Here is a 23,928-nt window from a genome sequence, read left to right as displayed (position 1 = left end):
ATACAGTGATGGGTGGAGGCAGCATGGACTACAGCATTAAGCAGCAACAGAAACGTAAGATTGCCGGTTTTCATTTGGTTGGACCGTGGGAACAAACGGTAAAACAGGGCTTTGAACAGCTGGTGATGTGGGTGGACGGTCGCCACATTCAGCCGCTTGAGTGGGTTGCAGTTTATTACGATAACCCGGATGAAGTTCCGGCAGAAAAATTGCGCTGTGATACGGCTGTGACGGTACCGGACGATTTCGTTATTCCGGAAAACAGCGAAGGCGTCATGATGACGGAAATCGTGGCCGGTGATTATGCCGTGGCGATGGCGCGCGTGGAAAACTACGACTTTGCGACCCCGTGGTATCAATTCTTCAACTCCCTTCTACAGGACAATAAATACCAGATTGCCCCTAAACCCTGTTTCGAGCGCTATCTTAATGATGGCAACGCAGACGGCTACTGGGATATCGAAATGTTTATCGCCGTTGAGCATAAAACGGTTTAAGCCTGCTAAATGAAGGGTTTTTCAGTCGGGAGTGATCCGCCCGGCTGAAAACACAGTACAATTGTGGTTTGCCGTGTAGCTGGAGAGCGGGTGTGCGTCCCGACAAATCATTAACCCCTTTTGAAATTCGGTTGTACAAACATTACCGAGTGGTGCATGGGTGTCGCATCGCGCTGGCGTTCGTGTTGACGTTTGTCCTTGTCCGCTTGCTGGATGTTCCGGAAGGAACGTGGCCGCTGATCACGCTGGTAGTGGTGATGGGGCCCATCTCGTTTTGGGGAAACGTTGTTCCTCGCGCCTTTGAGCGAATTGGTGGGACCGTTTTAGGCTCGGCTCTCGGGCTTATCGCCCTGAAGCTGGAGCTGATTTCGTTTCCGGTCATGCTGGCATGGTGCGGTGCCGCCATGTTCCTGTGCGGCTGGCTGGCGTTGGGCAAAAGACCGTATCAGGCGCTGCTGATCGGGATTACTCTCGCGGTGGTTGTCGGTGCCCCTGCCGGGGATATGACCACGGCGCTGTGGCGAAGCGGGGATGTTATCCTGGGGTCACTGCTGGCCATGCTCTTTACCGGTATCTGGCCGCAGCGTGCTTTTCTGCACTGGCGTATTCAGATGGCCAACTACGTCACCGCGTTTAACCGCGTCTATCAGGCCGGTTTTTCCCCTAATCTGGTTGAGCGACCCAGGTTAGAAAAGCATCTGCAAGCCATCCTTAACGATGTAGTCAAAATGCGTGGTCTGATTACCCCGGCCAGCAAAGAAACTCGTATTCAGAAAGCGATTTTCGAAGCTATCCAGACGGTAAGCCGCAATCTGGTCTGCATGCTTGAGCTGCAAATTAACGCGCACTGGGCTTCTCGCCCGAGCCATCTGTTGATGCTTAACGCACAGACCCTCAAGGAGACCCAGCGGATGACGCAGCAAACTCTGCTGACCATCGCCCATGCGCTCTACGAAGGTAACCCACAGCCTATACTGGCGAACAGCGAGCGTCTGAATGAGATCGTCGCTGAGCTGAAGCAGTTAATCAACGAACGCCAGAGCGATAACGTGGCCGAAACACCTATTCATGGCTATGTCTGGCTGAGCATGGAACTGGCGCGACAGCTTGAGCTGTTATCACACCTGATTTGCCGCGCACTGCGCAAATAAAACGCGGATGTGACGCCTGCTGCTTCGATTCAGCAGCAATTGGGGTTATGATAGCTTTAAACGATATACTCATTGTCATTCGCGGCCGCTGTCAGTAAGGTTAATGTTACAACGGTTGCTTTAACGAATCCGAATCTCACATTATCAGGGGTGTAAAAATGGAAACTACCAAGCCTTCGTTCCAGGATGTTCTGGAATTCGTCCGCCTGTTCCGCCGCAAAAACAAACTGCAGCGTGAAATCCAGGACGTTGAGAAGAAGATCCGTGACAACCAGAAACGTGTTCTGCTGCTCGACAACCTGAGCGACTACATTAAGCCAGGCATGAGCGTTGAAGCTATTCAGGGCATCATTGCCAGCATGAAAAGCGACTACGAAGACCGCGTTGATGACTACATCATCAAAAATGCCGAGCTGTCTAAAGAGCGTCGTGACATCTCTAAGAAGCTGAAAGTGATGGGTGAAATCAAAAACGGCGAAGCAAAAAGCGAATAATCGCAGTGAATTGTGAAAAAGGCTCTCTGGTGACAGAGAGCCTTTTTTTATGACTCAGAGCGCGGTTGTAGCTGGTAGATCCAGGCCTTAACCTGTTGCTCGTCAGGTGTGGTCACCATGACCTCAACCCGATCATAACCGTCTTCAAATTCATCCAGCATTTGCCAGTGTGCGGCAAGGTTATCGGAAATAAACAGATAACCTTCGACGCGGGGGCCATCAGGGTGGAGGACAATCCCCGGAAAATCTGCCGCCGCTCCCCAGCCACGTTCATAGAACGTGCCGGTTACGAAACCGGTCTGCCATTCGCCGCCAATGTTTTCAAGGATATGTGCGTTAGAGTGGCCCGGGCGCAGCGTGCCGTAGACAAACAAAGCGTTCATATTTTCCCTCACCAGCAAAGCAAAAAGCCTGCTTTAAAAGCAGGCTTTTTAAATTTGGCTCCTCTGACTGGACTCGAACCAGTGACATACGGATTAACAGTCCGCCGTTCTACCGACTGAACTACAGAGGAATCGTTGTGGAGGCTTATCTTAGCGGCGAAAAAAGTTTTGTCAAACCTGATCTTAGGGAAAATCGATCGATTGCTGATTCTGTCGTCAGTTTGTTGTAAATCCAAACATTTTTTAATTGAAAATACTTTGCAGGATTAGCATTTCTCCCCCATTATTTGAAATGGAGTTTCAACTTTTCTCGCTAAGGTCCATTTTGAACGTCACTGCTCCCCTGCGCCAGGTGATAACGCGCACACCATGGTACGCAAAACGTAAAAGTTATCGTGTTCTGTTCTGGCGTGAAATCACCCCTCTTGCGGTACCTATCTTTCTGGAAAATACCTGCGTTCTGCTAATGGGTGTACTGAGTACCTTCCTGGTAAGCTGGCTGGGAAAAGAAGCGATGGCAGGGGTCGGGCTGGCGGATAGCTTTAATATGGTGGTGATGTCATTCTTCGCCGCCATAGATCTCGGGACGACGGTGGTGGTTGCGTTTAGCCTGGGTAAGCTTGATCCCAAACGCGCCCGTGAGGCGGCACGCCAGTCGCTGATGATCATGACCATCTTTTCAGTCATCCTCGCGGCAGTGATCCACTATTTCGGTAAAGAGATTATCGACTTTGTCGCGGGTGAGGCGACGGCCGAGGTTAAGGACCTGGCGCTGACCTATCTGGAAATGACGGTCTTAAGCTATCCGGCGGCAGCCATTGCGCTGATTGGCAGCGGCGCGCTGCGCGGGGCAGGCAACACCAAAATTCCGTTACTGATTAACGGTGGGATGAACATCCTGAATATCATCATCAGTAGCGTACTGATCTACGGTGTGTTCTCGTGGGATGGGCTGGGATTCGGCGGTGCCGGGCTGGGGTTAACCATTTCACGCTATATCGGTGCGGCGGCCATCCTTGGTGTGCTGATGACGGGGATTACCCCCTCGCTGCGGCTTACGCTTAAAAGCTATTTCCGCCCCTTTAATTTCGCCATTATCTGGGAAGTCATGGGGATTGGTATTCCCGCCAGTATTGAATCGGTATTGTTCAACGGAGGTAAGCTGCTCACGCAGATGTTTGTTGCCGGGATGGGGACCGACGTGATTGCCGGTAACTTTATCGCCTTTTCCATCGCTTCCTTGATTAACCTGCCTGGTAATGCGCTGGGTTCGGCATCGACCATCATTACCGGTAAACGACTCGGTAAAGGGCAGATAGGGCAGGCGGAACGACAGCTGCGACACGTATTCTGGCTGTCGACCATTGGGTTAACGTTGATTGCCTGGGGGAGCGCGCCTTTTGCCGGGCTGATGGCCTCATTCTATACCCACGAAGACGATGTAAAAGAGGTTGTTAAGATCCTTATCTGGCTCAACGCGGCCTTTATGCCCATCTGGGCGGCTTCATGGGTACTGCCCGCCGGGCTGAAAGGGGCGCGCGATGCCCGTTTTGCCATGTGGGTGTCGATGCTCGGCATGTGGGGTTGCCGCGTTGTCGCGGGTTATACGCTGGGGGTGATGCTCGGATGGGGAGTGGTTGGCGTCTGGCTGGGGATGTTCCTCGACTGGGCCGTGCGCGGGGCGTTGTTCTACTGGCGTATGGTGAGTGGGCGCTGGCTGTGGAAATATCCACGGAAGAATGCCTGATAAATGCGCGAAATGGAGAATAAATCGGCAAACAATCAGAAATATGCATTCTGCCTTTGACATCCCTGGGGAGCCTCGATAATATGCGCCCCGTTCACACGATTCCTCTGTAGTTCAGTCGGTAGAACGGCGGACTGTTAATCCGTATGTCACTGGTTCGAGTCCAGTCAGAGGAGCCAAATTTAAAAAGCCTGCTTTTAAAGCAGGCTTTTTGCTTTTCTGCGCAAGGTAAACGCAAAACGGCAACCTTGTTGCCGTTTTTAGTGTTTGCTCCCTCTCCCGTGGGAGAGGGATGGGGTGAGGGCACCAGACCGCACGAAATTACACGCGAATCGGTGCCGTTGCCTCAACCAGCCACGGGCGTGCATCGCTTTCCACCAGTGGTGAGAGGGTCTCGCGGACCTGCTGGTGATACTCATCCAGCCACTGTTTTTCCTGCTCGCTCAACAGATGCAACTCAACCTGGCTTAAGTCGATAGGGATGAGCGTCAGCGAAGAGAATTTGCAGAATCCTGGGCGGCTTTCAACAATCTCTACCTGGTTCTCAATACGAATACCGTGGCTATCGCCGAGATAGTAGCCTGGTTCGATAGTCATGATATTGCCCGCTACCAGCGGCCACGGGTTGACCTTTTTGGCGATACGATGCGGGTTCTCGTGGATCAGCAACTGATGCCCCACGCCGTGCCCCGTACCGTGATCGTAATCCAGCCCCATCTCCCATAGCGGGCGACGCGCAAACGCATCCAGCTGATGCCCCTGAGTCCCGGAAGGGAACTGCAGGGTAATAAGCGACAGGAAGCCTCTCAGCACGGCAGTGTAGTGCAGGTGCTGCTGCGGGGCGACCTTACCCCATGCCAGCGTGCGCGTGGCATCGGTGGTGCCGTTAACATACTGACCGCCGGAATCATTCAGGTAAAAATGGTCATGCCCGATGGGCTTGTTGCTGGCTTCGCTCGAATGATAGTGGCACATCGCCGCATTGCTGGAGGAGGCGGAGATAGTCGCAAAACTTTGTTCAATAAAACCAGGCTGTTGTTGACGGAGCGCAAGCTGCTGCGCCTGAACCTCCAGCTCGGTCAGGGGTTGTCCCGCAGCCTCACGCTGCGGCACCTCACGGCTCAGCCACGCCAGGAAGTTCACCCATGCGGCACCGTCCTGGTGATGGCATTCGCGATAACCTGCCAGTTCTACCGGGTTTTTGGTGGCCTTCATCAGGGTAATGGGATCGGTTTGCCAGACAATTTCCCCCTGTGGCTCAATGGCAAAGCGCAGGGCTACCGGCGCGGAACCGGCATCCATCATCACCCGTTTGCCTTCGGTGTTCTGCTGACAGCGCGCGATAAAGGCGTCCTGAGGTGCAATGGTGAAAGCATTACGCACCGCGTCCGGAAGGGCGCTGAGCTTAGTGTTGTCAACAAACCACTCAACGTTTCCGTCCCGGCCCAGAAGGGCAAAGGAGAGGGGAACCGGGCTGTATGTGATATCCGAACCGCGCACGTTTAACAACCAGGCAATGTTGTCCGGCAGGGTAACGGCCAGATAATCGGCATTGTTCGCAGCCAGCACTGCGGCGACGCGCTGACGCTTGTCAGCACTGCTTTCGCCACTCATCTCGATCGGCATTTCACGGATAAGCCCTGTCGGAGCCGCAGGGCGATCGGTCCAGAGCACGTCGAACGGAGAGGCAGTCAGAGGGACCAGCTTGCACGGTGTAGCAGAGAGTTGCTCAAACTCCGTATTGGTCATCAGCAGTGCTTCAAAACCGATACGTGTACCCGCCTCAACGTTTGCGGATAACCATTCTGCCAGCGGCTCGTTGTGCAGATGATGGATCTCAACCTCATCCGTATTCACCTGAACGCGGGCCTGAACCTGATAGCGGCCATCAACGAACAGCAACGCTTTGTTTTTCAGTACCAGGGCCAGACCAGCAGAACCGTCAAAACCTGTCAGCCAGGCCAGCTTTTCGTCGTAAGGCGCGCAGTATTCGCTCTGCCAGGCATCCGCGCGCGGGACGATCATCCCGTCGAGATTGTTTTCCTGTAGCCACTGACGCAGGGCTGCTAACGGTGATGTAGAGTACATTTTTTTTCCTTATTGTTATTAGCGGAATGGCGGCTCGTTGAAGGTACGTAGCTTGCGGGAATGAAGCTTGTCACCTTCGGCCCTCAGCAAATCAATGGCACGAATACCAATTTGCAGATGTTCGGATATTGCCCCTTCATAAAAACGGTTGGCCTGGCCGGGCAGCTTAATTTCACCATGCAGCGGTTTATCAGAAACGCACAGCAGCGTGCCGTAAGGGACGCGGAAGCGATATCCTTGTGCGGCAATGGTGGCGCTCTCCATATCAATCGCTACCGCGCGGCTGAGGTTGAAGCGCAGCGCAGAGGCGGAGTAACGCAGCTCCCAGTTGCGGTCATCCGTAGTGACGACCGTACCGGTGCGCAGGCGCTGTTTAACCTCTTCACCCGGCATGCCGCTGACCTCTTTGGTAGCGTCATACAGCGCCCGCTGTACTTCGGCGATGCTTGGAATAGGAATATCAGGCGGAAGAACGGCATCAAGTACATGGTCATCACGCAGATAGGCGTGAGCCAGCACGTAATCGCCAATCAACTGGCTTTCACGCAGCCCGCCGCAGTGTCCAATCATCAGCCAGACGTCAGGACGCAGTACCGCAAGATGATCGCAGATGGTTTTGGCATTAGACGGGCCAACGCCGATGTTAATCAACGTGATCCCCTGACCGTCGGCGGTGATCAGGTGCCAGGCGGGCATCTGGTGTTTTTTCCACGCCAGGTCGGAAATGGCCTGCTCGGGGGCTTCGGTCTCTGCGGTGATCCAGATCCCACCCGCACAGGAGAGCGCGATGTAAGGACTCTCCGGGTCGAGGATCTGGCTGCAGCCCCAGCGCACAAACTCGTCGACATAGCGGGTGTAGTTGGTAAACAGCACAAATGGCTGGAAATGTTCAGCGGGCGTGCCCGTGTAGTGGCGCAGGCGCGCCAGGGAGAAGTCGACGCGGCGAGCATCAAAGTGCGACAGAGGAGCGTACTCCGCCGGATGGAAGATGCCGTCAGCCGTCTCATCGCCAATCTGGGAAAGCTCTGTCGTCGGAAAATGGCGGGTCAGACCCGCGCTCATGGAACGGTCAAGGGTTAACGCTGAACCGTCAATGACATAAGGATAGGGGATTTCATGTTGCGATGGCTCAACGGCGATATGCGCGCCGTAATCCTGATACAGCAGCGTGAGTTGCTCTTCAAGATAGGGGCGGAACAGTGCAGGGCGGGTGACGGTGGTGCTATAGCAGCCGGAGTGGGTAAAACGGGCGTAGGCGCGGGTTTTCGGGGTATTACTGGCGCTACCGTCCCAGGTCACAGAGAGCGATGGATAAACAAAAAGGCCCTCGGTTCTGGCCTTTTCATCGGGAAGTTTCCCTGTTTCGATGTATTCGCTGATGGCGCTGCGCAGCGCGTTGACGGACTGTTCATACAGTGCGTCAAGTTTTTCCAGCGCCTGAGCCGGGGTCAGGCTGGAGCCCTTATTATTCATCTCTGTCTCCTTGTTCCACAGGTGTGCGACTCTACCCGATAGTATGTCACACGGCTGTGAAACAAAAGTGAGATCAGCGGTGGCTCGTCTCTTTCATAAACAGGGCTGTGGCGGCGGACAGCAGGCAACCGACCAGCAGATAAATCGCCACGCTGTGCCAGTTCCCGCCGGAGAAGGTCACCAGCGCGGCAGCAATAAACGGCGTAAACCCGCCACCGACCACGCTTGCCACCTGATATCCCACGCCTGCACCACTGTAGCGGTAGCTGGCGCCAAACAGCTCGGTAAACATCGGCTGCTGGACACAGACCACCATATCGTGAGCGATGTTCGCGAGCATGATGGCAAAGAAGACAATCCAGAAGATCGACTGCGCTTCCAGCGCCATAAAGAATGGCCAGGCGCTGAGGGTGCCGATCAGCGCCCCGGTGATGTAGACGCGACGGCGACCAAACCGGTCTGCCAGCCAGGCGAAGCAGGGGATCGTCAGGCAGCTGAGCCCACCAACCACCAGACCGATATTCAGGAACAATTCACGCGGCAGTCCGAGGTTCTGCGTCGAGTAATTCAGTGCAAATGCGGTGACGATATACATCGTCAGCAATTCGCACAGGCGCAGGGCGATGATTTTCAGAAAAGCGCCAGGATGCTGAACCAGGGCTTCCATCACCGGCAACCGCGTTTTGACGGCGGTTTTTTCGCGCTGCTGCTGTTCGAATTCAGCGGACTCTTCCATTCCATTACGGATCCACAGGGCGGCAATCACCAGCACGATGCTGAAGATAAACGGAATGCGCCAGCCCCAGCTCAGGAACTGTTCGTCGGTGGTGAGCTGACTGATTAAGGATACCAGCCCGGTAGAAAGCAGCAGACCCACGCCATACCCGACCTGCACACCGCTGCTGTAAAACGCTTTCTTATTTTTCGGCGCACTCTCAACGGATAGCAGCGCCGCGCCACCCCATTCGCCACCCACGGCAAATCCCTGAATAGCGCGTAGCGTCACCAGCAGCACCGGTGCCCACCAGCCAATAGTGGTAAACGAGGGGAGAATGCCAATCAGCGCGGTGGCGAGCCCCATCATCCAGACGGTAAGCATTAACATGCGCTTTCGCCCGAGACGGTCACCAAAATGGCCGAAAATCACACCGCCTAACGGTCGAAAAAGAAAACCGACACCGAAGGTGGCAAACGCCGCGAGCGTGCCCATCGCGGGGCTAATCTGCGGGAAGAATTCACGGTTAAACACCAGCGCGGCGGTGATGCCGTAGAGCAGAAAATCATACCAGTCGACGACGGCGCCAGCGAAGCTACCCAAAGCGGCACGGCGGGCGCGGTTCAGCGAAGGGGTCTCCTCGTTGGGGCGATCGGAGATGAGGGTGGAGTCCATAGTAGTCCTGTCTGTACTGATTTTTAATTATTGGTATAAGAAAAGGTCACTCACATAGCAGCCGTCATATAAACGGAACCTATGAGACTACCGCGACAGAACGCTGGAGAAAACGTTTTTATCTTTCCGGAAGGTGCAGAATAAATAAATTTCATCGACACCTGCTACAACATAAATCAGGCTGTTTGACTCTGGTTCGCACTCAATGGTTTACAGTTATAGAGACCGCTGCGTGACGGAAGCTGAGGGATTAACGATGCAACGTACTTTTCTGACATTCTGGATTGTCCTGTCTTTATTCATGGCACCGCTCCATGCTGAATCCAAAGTCTATGGCGAACAGCGTCTGGGCGGCTGGTGGAATGCGCTGACGGATGATATTTCGCAAACCTGGGAGCAGCCTCAACGCTACGATCTCTACCTGCCGTTTCTGAGCTGGCACGCGCGCTTTATGTACGACAAAGAAAAAACGGACAAATACAACGAAATGCCGTGGGGCGGCGGGCTGGGCGTCTCCCGCTACAACGAAGAGGGCAACTGGAGCGCGCTTTTCGCAATGATGTTCAAAGACTCGCACAACGAATGGCAGCCCGCGATGGGCTATGGCTGGGAGAAGGGCTGGTATCTGGATAATGCCAAAGACTTCCGGCTTGGGCTTGGTGCCGCCGCGGGGATTACGGCGCGCGATGATTTTGCGAACTATGTGCCCCTGCCGTTTATCTTCCCGCTGTTCTCTGCTGGCTATAAGCGCGTTACCGTCCAGTTCACCTATATTCCCGGGACCTATAACAACGGTAACGTGCTCTTTGCCTGGTTGCGCTTGGGTTTTTAAAGGGTGATCACTTTTTTTGCTACGGCGTTTGAAAGCACCAGCATGGAGAACAGAACCGAGGTGACGAAAGTGAGCACGATCAGGGTCAGCTTCATACCGAGAGACGTCACCGGGAAAAGCGCCGTCAACAGGTGAAATACCGAGTAGTGCACAATGTATACGCCGGTCATCGTTTTACTGATGGCGGCCAGAATGGACTCTTTGAATTCTGCATTGCGGCGAAAGCGTACGCCGTTCGCCGCGATCACCAGCGCAACGATCAGAATGTAGATTTGCGAGCCGGTGAGAATAAAGGCGTTTCTGTCAGCCTTGAACAGGGCAAAAAAGAAGTGGCGCTCGTAAAACCAGGTGAAGAGATAAATAAACGGGATGGCGATAACCGCGGCCCTGACCACATTCCTGCGGCTTATCCACTCGGCGATGCGGGGATCGCAGAAAAGCTGCCCCGTCAGGTAAAACAGTAACCACGTCCACAGGCGGTACTGTGGCGAAAGGGAAAAGACGTGGACGTCCGGATAGAGCGCTGAAAGCAAATCATACCCGTAGGAGAAGATCAGCAGGCAGGCAATCACGCCGCAAAACAGCGCGCGCCGCTGGCTGAGCCACTCCACCGCCGGGTGGAAAGTGTAAATCACGACAAACGCAAACACGAACCACGGCTGGATTAAATACCCGCGCTGATACGGTTCCCACAGGTAGTAGATCGTTATCCAGAACAGAAAGACAATCACCAGGCTTTTAATCTTGCTCAACTGCCAGCGGGTGCCGTGCCGGGACTGGCCGTCGAGATAGCCCGCGACCACAAAAAACAGCGGCGTGGCGATGGTCGAGATAAAGGTTAAAAACCCCAGGATCCAATGATAGTCATAATCATAATGATCCCAGGTATTGTAGATGGTGAAGAAGGTGACCGCCGTCATACAGCCCAGCGTCTTGATAATGTTCAGGCCTGTCGCATTCATTGTTGTTCCGCTTTGTCCTTACGATGGAAGCACGCATAAATCACGGGAAGTACCAGCAGCGTCAGGATTGTCGCAAACCCAAGTCCGAACATAATCACAACGGCCATGCTCTGGAAGAAAACATCCAGCAGCAGCGGCGCCAGCCCCAGAACGGTGGTGAACGCGGTGAGCAAGATAGGGCGCAGGCGCGAGGTGGCGGCGTAAACGATCGCCTCGTGCTGTTCTTTATGCGCTTTCTGCTGCTCGATCTCTTCCACCAGCACAATGCCGTTACGGATCAGCATCCCGCTCAGGCTCAGCAGTCCAATCAGCGCCATAAAGCCGAACGGAATTCCGGTTACCAGGAATCCCGGCGTGACGCCAATCAGCGCCAGCGGTACGGTCAGCCAGATGGCCACGGCGTTTTTCACCGAGCTGAACATCAGAACCGTAATGACAAACATCACCAGGAACCCGATTGGCAGCGTGGTGAAGAGCCCCTGCTGTGCTTCGCTGGAGTTTTCAGCATCGCCTCCCCACTCGATGCTGTAGCCATGGGGCAGGGCAAGGGCGTCAATGTGCGGTTTCACCCGGGCGAGAATGTCGCCTGACGTTTGCTGGCTAAGCGGGTCAGGATCGGTCTGAACCGTCAGCACCCGCGAGCGGTCGCGTCGCAGAATAAGCGGATCTTCCCATTCCAGCGAAAAGCGGCTGACGACGTTACTCAGCGGGATATACTGCTGCCGGGTCTGGCTCCAGACCAGCACGTTGTTCAGGTGATTGGCGTCCAGCCGTTCGCTTTCCGGCGGGCGTACCACGACGGGAAGCAGATCGCTCCCTTCGCGATACAGCCCCGCACGACTGCCGGAGAAATTCATCTCCAGCGCGTTGTCGACGTCCTGTTTATCCACGCCAAGTTCGCGTCCCAGCGCGGCGACATATTGAGGACGGATCACCTTGCTGCGGTTTTGCCAGTCGTTTCTGACGCTACCTGTGGCCGGATCGCGTGCCAGAATATCATCCACCTGGCTGGCAATCAGACGTAGTCTGTCAGGATCGGGGCCCTTGATGCGCACCTCTATGGCGCTGTCGCCGGAAGGGCCAAACATTACGCGTTTGGTGCTGGCGTTGACCTGCGGGTAGTTCCGGGCGATGTACTCGTCGACGTAGCGCGTCAGTGCGGAGATGTTGCGCTGGTCATCCATGCGCACCATGATCTGCGCGTAGTTGCTGTACTGCCGCTGTCCGCTGTAGGTCAAAATAAACCGCATACTGCCCTGGCCAATGGTTGAAACGGTGGTTTCTACGCCCGGCTGGCCGTTAATGGTTTTCTCAATATCGCTGGTCATTTTCTCGGTCCATTTGATATCGGTGCCGTAGGGTAACCAGAGGTCGACAAAGAAAATCGGCGTATTGGACGACGGGAAAAAGTTTTGCCGCACCGCGCCGAAACCCCAGACAGACGCGGCCAGCAGGGCGGCCATCACTACCAGCGTCGGTGCCTTATAGTGCAGCAGCGTGTTAAGCAGGCGCTGGTAGAGGCGGTACAGACGTTTGTCGTAAGGATCTGACTCGTCGGCGTTGTCCGGCGCGCTGTCGTTTTTAAACAACCACCACTTAATCAGCACCGGCGTGATGGTGAGCGCCGAGAACCAGCTCAGCATCAGGGAAATCAGCAGTACCTGGAACAGGGATTTACAGTATTCCCCGGTTGAATCCTGCGACAGCCCGATAGGCGCAAACGCCAGGATGGCGATCACCGTCGCCCCCAGCAGCGGCAGCGCGGAGCGACGGATGATGTAGTTAATGGCGGTCAACAGCGAGGAGCCCTGCTGCCTCGCAATCAGCACTCCTTCAACAATCACGATGGCGTTATCCACCAGCATACTGAGGGCGATAATCAGCGCGCCAAGCGAGATGCGCTGCAGTTCAATGCCCCACAGATACATGATCAGCAGCGTGCCGAGCACGTTGAGCGCGAGGGAAAAGGCGATGATAATCCCGCTGCGCACGCCCATAAAGATCAATAGCACGCCGATGACAATCGCCAGCGCCATCAGGAAGTTAATGATAAAACCGTTAACCGAGTGGCCCACTTCGGCGGCTTGATCGTAAAACAGATTTATGTGTATTCCCGCCGGTTTTTCCGCCGACATCTGTTTTAGCTTTGCTTCCAGGGCGTGACCCACGTCAATCACGTTCACGCCAGGGATAAACGAGACGCCCATGGTAACGGCTTTTCTGCCGTTGGCATGATAGATACTGGCAGGTGACTCGTTCAACCCGCGCGACAGCGTGGCGATATCCCGCAGACGCGTCGCTGCCCCGGTACCGGACGGCGTAATAATCAGGTCCGCCAGCTCGTCAAGATTTTCAAACTCACCGGTCGGATGCAGGCGAATCGACTCCGTGCCGGAGGTAATCTCCCCGGCGCTGGACACCACATTAAGGCGACTCAGCAGGGCCGAAAGCTGGCTAAGCGTAATACCGCGCGAGGCCATTTTGGTCAGGGAAATATCAATATTGACCTGCTGGCTAATGGCCCCACCAATTGCGACCTTCGCGACGCCGGGGACCAGAATTAATTCGCGACGCAGCTGCTCAGCGTAACGCACCAGCTCAGGGTTGCTGAATTCGTCTCCGGAAATTGCGAAGAAAAAGCCGAACACGTCGCCGAAATCGTCATTCACGAAGGGCGTGACGACGCCGGGCGGGAACTGGCGTGAGGCATCGCCCACGCGGCGGCGCAGTTCGTCCCAGATCTGCGGCAGTTCGTTCGAATGATAGCGTGAGGCAATGTTCACGGTGATCTGCGACAGGCCGTTTGAAGAGATGGAGCTGACATTGTCCAGATAAGGCAGCTGCTGGAGGGCATTCTCCAGCGGCAGCGTAACCTCCTCTTCAACCTGCTGAGCAGAGGCGCCGGGATAGTGGGTGATGACCACAGCAGTTTTGATCGTAAACGCGGGATCTTCCAGCCTGCCGATATTCAACAGGGCGAAAATGCCCCCGACGCCCAGCAGCAGAATCGTCAGCCAGACACGAATGGGGTTATTGATGAATTGACGAGAGATATCCATTACAGTCCCCGTTCACGCGTCCAGATGCGAACCGGCTGGTTAGCATGGAGCTCTCCTACGCCAGCGGCCACCACGCGTTCGCCTGCCTTAAGGCCACTGGTAATTACCACGCCCTCTGTGGTCACTTGCCCCACGCTGACCTTGCGATCTTCCAGGTGGAGCGTGTCGCCTTCCCCGGCCACAACCCAGACGTGCGGTTCATTGCGCGGGCTGTTGTCCGGGTTAAAGACCGCCTCGACCGGCACAACCAGCGCCTGAGCGCCTGCGCCAGCCGGAAGGTTGGTTAGATTGATGGTAACCGTACCGCTTACACCTCCCACGACGGGAAAATCGTCCGGGCGGGGCATGGTTAAAATCACCTGCCAGGTCAGCGTATTGCTGTCGCTGCTGCCCGAGTGTTCTTTGTAGACGGCGGTAAATTCACGATCCGGAATGGCGTTAATTCTCACTACGGGGCGATACTGCGCGTTACGGATATCAAAGGTGTTGAACAGGTTCTCAGGAATACTAAACACCACGTCCAACAGGTCGGTGCGGGTCAGGGTTGCAATCGGTTGACCGGCAGACACCACCTGATGGTTTCGAACGTGTACGCTAGCCGCCGTCCCGCTGAAGGGGGCGACGAGCGTCATCTGATTCAGCTCTTCACGGGCTATTTGCAGCGCTGCATTCGCCGAATCGCGGTTAGCACGCTGTACGTCCATTTCTGCTTTCGAGACAGCCTGGCGTCCCGCCAGCGTCTGGAAGCGTTCGAACTGCCGCTGGGCGAGTGTCGCTGCGGTTTGTCTGTCGTTTACCCGCTGCTGGGTTTCACGGGCGTTGAGCCTGGCGAGCTGCTGTCCTTGCTTAATAGCTGCACCCTGACGTATATCGAGCGCCTCGATTTGACCTCCTCGCTTGAAGGAGAGGTCTGTTGCATCACCCGATTCAATACGTGCGGGAAAAACACGCTGCTGGGCGTGAGCGGGGATAGTTACCTCCGCCACTTTAACCATTCGCGGCAGGGGTGCGGCTTGCTCGGGTTTCGGGTCGCACGCCGTGAGCGTTAGGATAACGAACGGTAAAATGAGGTAGCGGTTCACTGTATTCCCCTAATAAATAACTGTTTTATTTCTTCCGTAGCAAGGGCAGGGGGTGACACTATTCTGCCAGAACAGTGACAACCATATAGGTGAATAGTCCAATTGCCGTGCTGGCAATAATGGCAAGTGCAATAAACAAACCAAGACGGAAAAGGCTTAAACCGTACATTCATTCCTCCATGCGCTGTATAGAGCGTCTTTCTAAGAGCATAGTTGGAGAAAAGATAAATGTTAAATACCCAATATCAGTGGGTAAGCGTTAAACCTGATATTCCTGTGCTACGTTTAATATCATTCATCTTTTTTTCCCGTAACTGGCATTAAGGGTAACTCCCTGCATTTAATGCATTTTATTACTTCACTCACTACTGTGTTGGTTATAAAAAGGATGCTCGATATGTACAAAAATATTCTGGTTCCGGTGGATGTTTACGAGACTAGCCTGGCTGATAAAGCCCTTCAGCATGCACAGTTCCTGGCACAAAGCGCATCGGGTGACATTCATCTGCTGCACGTCATGCCTAAGTTTTCTGCCGAACTGACGCGTGGTTTTATTTCAGATGCGCGCAAGATGGATGAGTATATGATTAATAATTCTAAAGAAAAACTGTCTGACCTGGTCAAAAAACTCAATCTGCCAGAAGAACGTGTTCACCTCCATGTCCGTAGCGGAAATGTTCGTGATGAGGTTATTAAGCTGGCGGATGAACTTGCTGCCGGGGCAATTATTGTCGGCTCTCGAAATCCCAATATTCAAACCCATCTCCTGGGGTCAGAGGCGGCAAGTATTGTGCGTTACGCACATGTTCCTGTTTTCGTTATTCGTTAATTGCATGAAAGCAAGGTGATTTCTGAAAAGAACCTGAGGAAGGAACGATGAAAACAGAAAAACCTGAACGTCCTTATTATCAACAAACCGTTGACGACACCCTGGCGAATATCAACTCCACTGCGGAGGGGCTGAGCAGCAGTGAGGCATCGGTCCGACTCCAGCAGTATGGTGAAAATGCGTTACCGCAAAAAAAAGGCAAACCCGCCTGGCTGCGCTTCCTGGCCCATTTTAACGATGTGCTGATTTACGTTCTGCTGGTGGCTGCACTACTCAAGCTCTTTATGGGCCAGTGGGTCGATATGTTTGTCATCCTCGGGGTTGCCATCGTTAACGCGCTGATTGGTCACATTCAGGAGAGCAATGCTGAAAAATCGCTGCAAAGTATTCGCAATATGCTCTCCAGCGAAGCCGTGGTGGTTCGACAAGGTAATCATGAAACGATCCCTACCACGACGCTGGTTCCGGGCGACATCGTGGTGATCCGCGCCGGGGATCGTATTCCTGCGGATTTGCGTGTGATTGAAGCGCATAACCTTCGCGTGGAGGAGGCCATTCTGACCGGTGAATCCACCGTTGTAGAGAAAAACAGCGATGTGTTAAGCGGGGAATTGCCTTTAGGTGACCGGTATAATCTGCTTTATTCAGGTACTACCGTCAGCTCCGGCGGTGGAAAAGGCGTGGTGGTGGCAACCGGGGGCGAAACCGAGCTTGGACACATCAATCAGATGATGTCTGATATCGAAAAACACCGCACGCCGCTGATGGTGCAGATGGATAAGCTCGGTAAGACTATCTTCATCACTATCCTGGTGATGATGGTGGCGCTGTTTGTCTTCAGTCTGCTGTTCCGCGATATGCCGGTTTCCGAGCTGGTGTTGTCGCTCATCAGCCTCGCCGTTGCTGCAGTGCCGGAAGGCCTGCCGGCGATCATTTCCATCATCCTTTCGCTTGGCGTACAGGCTATGGCGCGCCGCAAGGCCATCATCCGTAAGCTGCCTACGGTGGAAACGCTGGGCGCGATGACGGTCATCTGCTCGGATAAAACCGGCACCCTGACGATGAATGAAATGACGGTCAAAGCGGTGATTACCGCTGACACAACCTATCGCGTGGAGGGAGACAGCTACGAACCGGTGGGGAACATTCACCCCGTAGACGACCCGACGCCCGTCAGCGTGGTGCAGGGTTCGTTACTGGAACGCTACCTGCGCACCATCGACCTCTGTAATGACAGCCAGTTGATCAAAGACGAGCAGGGGCTGTGGAAAATCACCGGGGGGCCGACCGAGGGTGCACTGAAGGTGCTGGCGGCGAAAATTCAGCTCCCGCCGCTCGATACCGAAATGCGCAGTAAAATCCCGTTTGATTCGCAATATAAATACATGTCCACGCTTTACCGTCTGGACGATGAAGAAGTGATTCTGATTACCGGTGCGCCGGACGTGCTGTTCCGCCTCTGTCAGTACCAGCAGACGAATGACGGAATGCAACCGTTCGATCTGCCTTACTGGGAAGGGAAGATTGAAGAGTATGCCCGTGAGGGGCTGCGCATGGTGGCTGCGGCCTGGAAACCCGCCCGCGACGGTCAACGAGAGCTGGATCATCCGGACCTGCAGGATGGAGTGATCCTGCTCGGGATTGCCGGAATGATGGATCCACCGCGTCCGGAGGCCATTACCGCGATTGCCGACTGCCTGCAGGCGGGGATCCGCGTGAAGATGATCACCGGCGACCACCCGCAAACGGCGATGAGTATTGGGCAAATGTTGGGTATTGGTAACGCTGCAAGCGCTATCACCGGACGTGAGCTGGAGGCGATGGACGATCGTCAACTGAGCGATGCCGCGCAGCAGTACGATATTTTTGCGCGAACCAGCCCGGAGGATAAATTCCGCCTTGTGCAGGCCCTGCAAAGTAAACAGGAAGTGGTGGGCATGACCGGGGACGGCGTGAACGATGCCCCGGCGCTCAAGCGGGCGGACGTGGGTATCGCCATGGGGATTAAGGGGACAGAAGTCACCAAGGAAGCCGCCGACATGGTGTTAACGGATGACAACTTTGCCACTATTGCCCGCGCGGTACATGAGGGACGGCGGGTTTACGATAACCTGAAAAAAACCATTCTGTTCGTTATCCCCAGCAACATCGCACAGGCCCTACTGATCATCATCGCGCTGCTGGCGGGGAACCTGATCCCGCTGACGCCGGTCCTGATCCTGTGGATGAACATGGCAACATCGGCGACGCTCTCTTTTGGGCTGGCGTTCGAGGCGGGCGAGAAAGACATCATGAACCGGCCGCCTCGCAAGGCGAATCTGCATGTGATGGACGGCTATGCCATCTGGCGCGTGGTATTTGTCGGCCTGATGATTGCCATCAGCGCCTTCATCCTGGAGGCCTGGCTGCAACCGCGTGGCTACTCGGCGGAATTTATCCGTACCGTGCTGCTGCAAACCCTGGTGACGGCGCAGTGGTTTTACATGCTCAACTGCCGCGTGAATGATGGTTTCTCGTTGAGCAAAGGTCTGCTGGCAAATAAAGGGATTTGGATCGTGAGTGGTGTGCTGCTGGCGCTTCAGCTCCTCATTATCTACGCACCTTTCATGCAGATGCTGTTTGGCACAGAAGCGCTGCCGTTCCGCTACTGGGTCATCACCTTGCTGATTGGTTTTGTGATGTTCCTTATTGTTGAAGCGGAAAAAGTTCTGACACGCAAGTGGCGCAAAACTGAGGCGAAATAGCGTAAACTGAGAAAGCCTGCTTACGTTCAGGCTTTCTCTATTTTCGAGCTCAGGACACTATGATTCGACTTGCCTCGTTCGTTCTCACGCTTTGTGCCGCCGTTCCCGGCGCGTTTGCCGTGACCTATACCTTGCCACCCGAAGGCAGCCGTCTTGTGGGTGCTCCGATAACCATCACTGTTCCACAGGGTAACACGTTGCCCCTTGAAGCCTTTGCCGCGCAGTACGGACTGGGGCTGAGTAATATGCTGGAGGCCAACCCTGGCGTGGATCCTTTTCTCCCCAAATCAGGTACGACATTAACGATCCCTCAGCAGCTGATTTTGCCTGATACTGTCCGCGAAGGAATTGTGGTGAATGTGGCAGAAATGCGTCTCTATTACTATCCGCCGGGCGGCAACACCGTTGAAGTGCTGCCCATCGGCATCGGTCAGGCCGGGCGTGAAACACCGCGTAACTGGGTGACGGTCGTTGAGCGTAAGCAGGTGGGGCCGACCTGGTCGCCTACGCCGAATACGCGCCGTGCCTATGCGGCTGAAGGTAAAACACTGCCAGCGTTTGTCCCTGCCGGGCCAGATAACCCAATGGGGCTGTATGCGATCTATATCGGCAGGCTGTATGCCATTCACGGCACAAATTCGAATTTCGGAATCGGACTGCGGGTGAGCCAGGGCTGTATTCGTCTGCGTAATAACGACATCAAATACCTTTTCGATCATGTCCCTGTAGGGACCCGAGTACAGCTTATCGATCGGCCCGTTAAAGTCACCACGGAGCCAGACGGTAGCCGCTGGGTCGAAGTGCATGAACCATTATCACGTAACCGTGCGGAATTTGAATCGACCCGAAAAGTGCCCCTGCCAATTTCAGCCGCGCAGCGGACGCAGTTGATTAACGAGGGCGCAGGAACTGAACTTGAACGGCGCTCGGGGATGCCGGTTAAGCTTGGCATGTGAAGCCCTTTTCGCCCCCGGCAATTTGCCCTGGCGCAGAAAAGCAAAAAGCCTGCTTTAAAAGCAGGCTTTTCAAATTTGGCTCCTCTGACTGGACTCGAACCAGTGACATACGGATTAACAGTCCGCCGTTCTACCGACTGAACTACAGAGGAATCGTGTGAACGGGGCGCATAGTATCGACGTCAGCCGAGCTTGTCAAAGGGTGGAGCATCGCCTTTTGATCGTTTGCTGACAAAATCGGCAAAGTGATGTTTTTGACAGCGGAATGCACCGTAATGGTGCGGTTATACCTCTAATGGGGCAGATCATAAACTGCTGTTTCAGTAATATATGCCCCCTCCATGATTAGGTTTCCTTATTTTCAGCCGCTTAGCAACAAATCAGACCTCTTCGAAAAACTGGCATTCATATTGCAAAACCTGTTCAACAACGACAGCCGGTTACGGCACAGCATTTCGAACAGGGGGCAAAATGAACTTAAGACGACTGAAATACTTCGTAAAAATCGTCGATATCGGCAGCCTGACTCAAGCGGCAGAAGTACTGCACATCGCGCAGCCTGCGCTGAGCCAGCAGGTGGCTACTCTGGAAGGCGAGATGGATCAGCAGCTGTTGATCCGCACCAAACGCGGCGTTACGCCAACGGAAGCAGGTAAGATCCTTTATACCCACGCACGCACCATCCTCCGCCAGTGTGAACAAGCGCAGCTGGCGGTGAATAATGCCGGTCAGACCCTGAGCGGGCACGTCTCCATCGGTCTGGCACCGGGAACGGCCGCATCGTCTATTACCATGCCGCTGCTGCAGGCCGTGCGCGCCGAGCTGCCGGAAGTGCTGGTGTACCTTCACGAGAACAGCGGTTCCGTGCTCAATGACAAGTTGCTCAACGGCCAGCTGGATATGGCGGTGCTTTACGATCGTTCCCCGGTTGCCGGGATCACCAGTCAGCCATTGCTGAAAGAAGATCTTTACCTCGTGGGCACTCGCGACTGCCCGGGGCAGAGCGTAGACCTGACCGCCGTGGCTGAGATGAATCTCTATCTGCCGCGCGATTATAGTGCCGTGCGCGTGCGCGTGGATGAAGCATTTTCTCTGCGCCGCCTGACGGCAAAAATCATCGGCGAAATCGACTCTATCTCCACGCTGACCGCAGCTATCGCTAGCGGAATGGGAGTGACGGTTCTGCCGGAATCCGCTGCACGCTCGCTGTGCAGTGCGGCAAATGGCTGGATGGCGCGAATCACAACGCCGTCTATGAGCTTACCTTTGTCGCTGAACATGTCCGCGCGCGGTTCGCTGTCACCGCAGGCGCAGGCGGTAAAAGAGATTTTGATGTCGCTGGTCAGCAAGCCTTCGCTGGAGAATCGTGAGCTGCAGCTCGTGAGTTAATATTCCATAAAAGAATAAGATGCTGGTTTTTATTATTTGTTCTGCAGCTCAGCTGACTCTAACAATAGAGCTATGTCAGATGCGCCGGAGTGAATCGTGAATTTCCAGCAACTTAAAATTATCCGTGAGGCGGCCAGGCGGGACTTTAACCTGACCGAAGTCGCCAATATGCTTTATACCTCTCAGTCCGGCGTGAGCCGCCATATCCGCGAGCTGGAAGAGGAGCTGGGTATAGAGATTTTTATCCGTCGTGGTAAGCGACTGCTTGGCATGACGGAGCCTGGCAAGGCATTGCTCACCATCGCGGAGCGGATCCTCAACGAGGCCAGCAACGTTCGTCGTCTGGCGGATCTCTTTACCAATGATGCCTCGGGCGTACTCACCATCGCCACCACCCACACACAGGCTCGCTACAGCCTGCCGCCGGTGATTAAAGCGTTCCGCGAACTTTTCCCTGATGTCCGTCTGGAGCTTATCCAGGGCACGCCGCAGGAAATTGAAGTGCTGCTGCAAAACGGGGGAGCGGATATCGGTATTGCCAGCGAACGCCTGAGCAACGACCCGCTGCTGGTGGCGTTCCCGTGGTTCCGCTGGTACCACAGTTTATTACTTCCTGTTGATCATCCGTTGAATCAGGTATCCCCCCTGACGCTGGAAGCCATCGCTAAGTGGCCACTGATTACTTACCGCCAGGGCATTACCGGGCGCTCGCGCATTGATGAGGCCTTCAACCGCAAAGGGTTAACGCCGGACGTGGTGCTGAGCGCGCAGGATTCTGATGTGATTAAAACCTACGTCGAACTGGGTCTGGGTATTGGTCTGGTGGCGGAACAGTCCAGTGGAGAACGTGAAGACGGGAACCTGGTGCGTCTTGATACGCGTCATCTGTTTGACGCCAACACCGTATGGCTTGGCCTGAAACGCGGGCAGCTGCAGCGCAACTATGTATGGCGTTTTCTCGAGCTGTGCAATGCCGGGCTATCCGTTGATGAGATCAAGCGCCAGGTGATGGAACCCGAAGAAGTGGCGATTGATTATCAGATTTAAGTGCTGGCTTGCCCGGTAGCGCTGCGCTGACCGAATCAGGGGGGAGGGATGTCGTCACTTGTTGTAAGTAATGGCGACATGCTGCCGCATCAATTCAACGATCCAATCAATAAAAACGCGCAGTCTGGCGTTGACATGGCGGTTAGGCGGAAATGCCAGGTACAGGGGCATTGGATTAATACGCCAGTCTTCAAATAGCGGAATCAAAGAGCCAGCAGTCTGATGCGCTGCCGCCATATAGACGGGGAGCGCAATCACGCCTAATCCCGCGAGCCCAGCTTCGAGGTAGGTGTTGCCATCATCAACTGCAAGCAGATAGCTTCCCGTGATTTCAATATGTTCACTCTCACAGCGCAGTACCAGAGGATCAATCTTACCGGTGCGTGAGGACAAGAATCCCACTATGCGATGGTCGGTGTTTTCCAGCTCTCGCGGATGCGCTGGGGCGCCGAGGCGTTCCACATAGCTTGGCGCGACGTAAACACCGATTTGCAAATCGCCGACGTGGCGTGCGATCAGGGACTGGTCATTGATTTCGCCACCGCGCAGGACGCAATCCACGTTGTCGCCGATCAGATCCACCACCCGGTCGCTCACGCCCATGTCGAACTGAATATCAGGGTATCGCGCGTGAAAAGCCGGTAGCGCGGGCACCAGCACCAGGCGGGCGAGAGGAGTGGGCACATCTATCCGTAGCCGTCCCCTGGGCGTCATCGCCGAACTGGACAGGCTGTTTTCAGCATCTTCCATATCCGCCAGCAGACGGATGACGCGCTCGTAGTAGACCGCGCCATCAGGAGTGACACCGAGCCTGCGGGTGGTGCGATGGAGCAGCTTAACGCGCAGGCGCGCTTCAAGCTGCTGAATAAGCTGCGTCACCGTGGTTTTGCTCATATGAAGCGTGTGGGCAGCCTTTGTGAAACTGCCTGCCTCCACCACGCGAGCAAAAGCGCGCATCGCATCGAAACGGTCCATCCCTTGTCCTCTCTTTTCACAGATTGTTTGGATATTACAAACAATGATGGACAAAGTCGCTTGTTTATCCGCCCGATCCTGCACCTGTAAAGTGTCTTTATGTTCACCGGGCAGATTTCGCCCCATTACAAAGGTACAAACATGACAACACGCGAAGCCGTTTTTCCCTTCGGACGCCAGGCGCTCTACGAGCACAATCGCTATTCACCGGCCATCAAATCCAACGGTTTTCTGTTTGTTTCGGGGCAGGTTGGTAGCCGGGAGGATGGTTCGCCAGAAGAGGATCTCAACGCGCAGGTTCGGCTGGCATTCGATAACCTTAATGCTGTTCTTACGGCTGCGGGCTGCACGTTCGCTGACGTGGTTGATGTTACCCTCTTTGTCGTCGATCCCGAGTCAAACCTCGACGCTATCTGGAGTATCCTGCCAGAATATTGGGGAGAAGCGCCTTACCCTACGTTGACCGGCATCGGCGTAACGTGGCTGTACGGATTCCAGTTTGAGATTAAGGTGATTGCCAGGCTGGATGCGATTCTGAGTTAACATCAGAGACGTAGATAAGCAAAAAGCCTGCTTTAAAAGCAGGCTTTTCAAATTTGGCTCCTCTGACTGGACTCGAACCAGTGACATACGGATTAACAGTCCGCCGTTCTACCGACTGAACTACAGAGGAATCGTGTGAACGAGGCGCATAGTAGCGACCTCAGTACGCCTTGTCAAAGGGTGAAAACGCACTTTTCGTTCGTTTGCCGACAATTTCAGCAAATCGCTGATTTTATAGTAAATTTGCTTCGAAATTACACAGCAAAATGCGCCGCCCGCAGGCGGCG

Annotated in this window: 19 protein-coding genes and 4 tRNA genes; 12 read left to right on the top strand and 11 right to left on the bottom strand. The window is 54.7% G+C overall.

Annotation, left to right across the window (positions count from 1 at the left end; translation table 11 throughout):
* The first annotated feature begins 23 nt into the window (after positions 1-23).
* From sbmC to JGF26_RS06695, 3 genes are all read left to right on the top strand, one after another.
* The gene (gene sbmC, locus JGF26_RS06705; RefSeq protein ID WP_049008318.1) at positions 24-497 is read left to right on the top strand and encodes a DNA gyrase inhibitor SbmC; all 474 of its coding nucleotides are present in this window, start codon (positions 24-26) and stop codon (positions 495-497) included.
* Positions 498-589: 92 nt separating this feature from the next.
* Entirely contained in the window at positions 590-1,648 is a 1,059-nt protein-coding gene (locus tag JGF26_RS06700; RefSeq protein WP_134707787.1) for an FUSC family protein, read from the top strand.
* A gap of 158 nt (positions 1,649-1,806) precedes the next feature.
* Positions 1,807-2,142 (top strand): DUF496 family protein, encoded by a 336-nt coding sequence (locus tag JGF26_RS06695; RefSeq protein ID WP_008499467.1) that lies wholly within the window; start codon positions 1,807-1,809, stop codon positions 2,140-2,142.
* Positions 2,143-2,189: 47 nt separating this feature from the next.
* Here JGF26_RS06695 and JGF26_RS06690 read toward each other — a convergent pair whose 3' ends face one another.
* Together JGF26_RS06690 and JGF26_RS06685 are read right to left on the bottom strand one after the other, a co-directional pair.
* The gene (locus JGF26_RS06690) at positions 2,190-2,525 is read right to left on the bottom strand and encodes a gamma-glutamylcyclotransferase family protein (protein WP_134707788.1); all 336 of its coding nucleotides are present in this window, start codon (positions 2,523-2,525) and stop codon (positions 2,190-2,192) included.
* A 55-nt stretch (positions 2,526-2,580) separates the two neighbouring features.
* Positions 2,581-2,656 (bottom strand) — tRNA-Asn (locus JGF26_RS06685).
* Positions 2,657-2,817: 161 nt separating this feature from the next.
* On the opposite strand from JGF26_RS06685, the gene emmdR reads away from it, so the two are divergent.
* Positions 2,818-4,272, top strand: a complete 1,455-nt coding sequence (emmdR, locus tag JGF26_RS06680) for a multidrug efflux MATE transporter EmmdR (RefSeq protein ID WP_134707789.1) — start codon at positions 2,818-2,820, stop codon at positions 4,270-4,272.
* A 103-nt stretch (positions 4,273-4,375) separates the two neighbouring features.
* Positions 4,376-4,451, top strand: a tRNA-Asn gene (locus JGF26_RS06675).
* Positions 4,452-4,593: 142 nt separating this feature from the next.
* Here the strand turns inward: JGF26_RS06675 and JGF26_RS06670 are convergent.
* The 3 genes from JGF26_RS06670 to shiA all read right to left on the bottom strand — a co-directional run bounded on the left by JGF26_RS06670 (position 4,594) and on the right by shiA (position 9,223).
* Positions 4,594-6,360, bottom strand: a complete 1,767-nt coding sequence (locus JGF26_RS06670) for an aminopeptidase P family protein (protein ID WP_134707790.1) — start codon at positions 6,358-6,360, stop codon at positions 4,594-4,596.
* Positions 6,361-6,378: 18 nt separating this feature from the next.
* Positions 6,379-7,833 (bottom strand): AMP nucleosidase, encoded by a 1,455-nt coding sequence (locus tag JGF26_RS06665; protein WP_049004968.1) that lies wholly within the window; start codon positions 7,831-7,833, stop codon positions 6,379-6,381.
* Positions 7,834-7,906: 73 nt separating this feature from the next.
* Positions 7,907-9,223 carry a shikimate transporter gene (gene shiA / locus JGF26_RS06660; protein WP_134707791.1) on the bottom strand — a complete coding sequence of 439 codons (1,317 nt, stop codon included), beginning with the start codon at positions 9,221-9,223 and terminating at the stop codon, positions 7,907-7,909.
* Between the two features lie 256 nt (positions 9,224-9,479).
* On the opposite strand from shiA, the gene pagP reads away from it, so the two are divergent.
* A complete protein-coding gene (gene pagP / locus JGF26_RS06655; protein WP_049004970.1) occupies positions 9,480-10,055 on the top strand; it encodes a lipid IV(A) palmitoyltransferase PagP in 576 nt (191 codons plus the stop codon).
* On the opposite strand, the gene JGF26_RS06650 is transcribed toward pagP, so the two are convergent.
* Genes JGF26_RS06650 through JGF26_RS06640 form a run of 3 tightly spaced genes read right to left on the bottom strand, consistent with a single transcriptional unit; the run spans position 10,052 to position 15,158 of the window.
* Positions 10,052-11,017 carry an acyltransferase family protein gene (locus tag JGF26_RS06650; protein WP_134707792.1) on the bottom strand — a complete coding sequence of 322 codons (966 nt, stop codon included), beginning with the start codon at positions 11,015-11,017 and terminating at the stop codon, positions 10,052-10,054. The genes pagP and JGF26_RS06650 overlap by 4 nt on opposite strands.
* Positions 11,014-14,076 (bottom strand): efflux RND transporter permease subunit, encoded by a 3,063-nt coding sequence (locus JGF26_RS06645; protein WP_134707793.1) that lies wholly within the window; start codon positions 14,074-14,076, stop codon positions 11,014-11,016. Before JGF26_RS06645 ends, JGF26_RS06650 begins: the two co-directional genes overlap by 4 nt.
* Positions 14,076-15,158, bottom strand: coding sequence for an efflux RND transporter periplasmic adaptor subunit (locus tag JGF26_RS06640; protein WP_028019629.1), 1,083 nt, complete (start codon positions 15,156-15,158; stop codon positions 14,076-14,078). Before JGF26_RS06640 ends, JGF26_RS06645 begins: the two co-directional genes overlap by 1 nt.
* A 397-nt stretch (positions 15,159-15,555) precedes the next feature.
* Between JGF26_RS06640 and JGF26_RS06635 the strand changes: the two genes are divergently transcribed.
* The 3 genes from JGF26_RS06635 to ldtA are packed head-to-tail and all read left to right on the top strand — an operon-like array spanning position 15,556 to position 19,687.
* Entirely contained in the window at positions 15,556-15,987 is a 432-nt protein-coding gene (locus JGF26_RS06635) for a universal stress protein (RefSeq protein WP_028019628.1), read from the top strand.
* Between the two features lie 47 nt (positions 15,988-16,034).
* A complete protein-coding gene (locus tag JGF26_RS06630) occupies positions 16,035-18,731 on the top strand; it encodes a cation-transporting P-type ATPase (RefSeq protein ID WP_134707794.1) in 2,697 nt (898 codons plus the stop codon).
* A 59-nt stretch (positions 18,732-18,790) separates the two neighbouring features.
* Complete coding sequence (gene ldtA / locus JGF26_RS06625; protein WP_134707795.1) at positions 18,791-19,687, top strand: L,D-transpeptidase; 897 nt, start codon at positions 18,791-18,793, stop codon at positions 19,685-19,687.
* A gap of 76 nt (positions 19,688-19,763) precedes the next feature.
* On the opposite strand, the gene JGF26_RS06620 is transcribed toward ldtA, so the two are convergent.
* Positions 19,764-19,839 (bottom strand) — tRNA-Asn (locus JGF26_RS06620).
* 319 nt (positions 19,840-20,158) lie between these two features.
* Here JGF26_RS06620 and nac point away from each other — a divergent pair.
* Together nac and cbl are read left to right on the top strand one after the other, a co-directional pair.
* The gene (gene nac, locus JGF26_RS06615) at positions 20,159-21,076 is read left to right on the top strand and encodes a nitrogen assimilation transcriptional regulator NAC (RefSeq protein WP_134707796.1); all 918 of its coding nucleotides are present in this window, start codon (positions 20,159-20,161) and stop codon (positions 21,074-21,076) included.
* 96 nt (positions 21,077-21,172) lie between these two features.
* The gene (gene cbl, locus JGF26_RS06610) at positions 21,173-22,123 is read left to right on the top strand and encodes an HTH-type transcriptional regulator Cbl (RefSeq protein WP_108089623.1); all 951 of its coding nucleotides are present in this window, start codon (positions 21,173-21,175) and stop codon (positions 22,121-22,123) included.
* A 54-nt stretch (positions 22,124-22,177) separates the two neighbouring features.
* Here the strand turns inward: cbl and JGF26_RS06605 are convergent, their stop codons facing one another.
* On the bottom strand, positions 22,178-23,098 hold the full coding sequence (locus tag JGF26_RS06605; protein WP_134707797.1) for a LysR family transcriptional regulator: 921 nt from the start codon (positions 23,096-23,098) through the stop codon (positions 22,178-22,180).
* A gap of 141 nt (positions 23,099-23,239) precedes the next feature.
* On the opposite strand from JGF26_RS06605, the gene JGF26_RS06600 reads away from it, so the two are divergent.
* Complete coding sequence (locus tag JGF26_RS06600) at positions 23,240-23,641, top strand: RidA family protein (RefSeq protein WP_134707798.1); 402 nt, start codon at positions 23,240-23,242, stop codon at positions 23,639-23,641.
* Positions 23,642-23,695: 54 nt separating this feature from the next.
* Here the strand turns inward: JGF26_RS06600 and JGF26_RS06595 are convergent.
* A tRNA-Asn gene (locus tag JGF26_RS06595) sits at positions 23,696-23,771 on the bottom strand.
* Positions 23,772-23,928 lie beyond the last annotated feature (157 nt).

It is taken from the genome of Enterobacter sp. E1 (assembly GCF_016809815.1).
In the GTDB taxonomy this organism is placed as follows: domain Bacteria; phylum Pseudomonadota; class Gammaproteobacteria; order Enterobacterales; family Enterobacteriaceae; genus Enterobacter; species Enterobacter adelaidei.
This window is presented reverse-complemented; position numbering and strand designations above follow the sequence as displayed.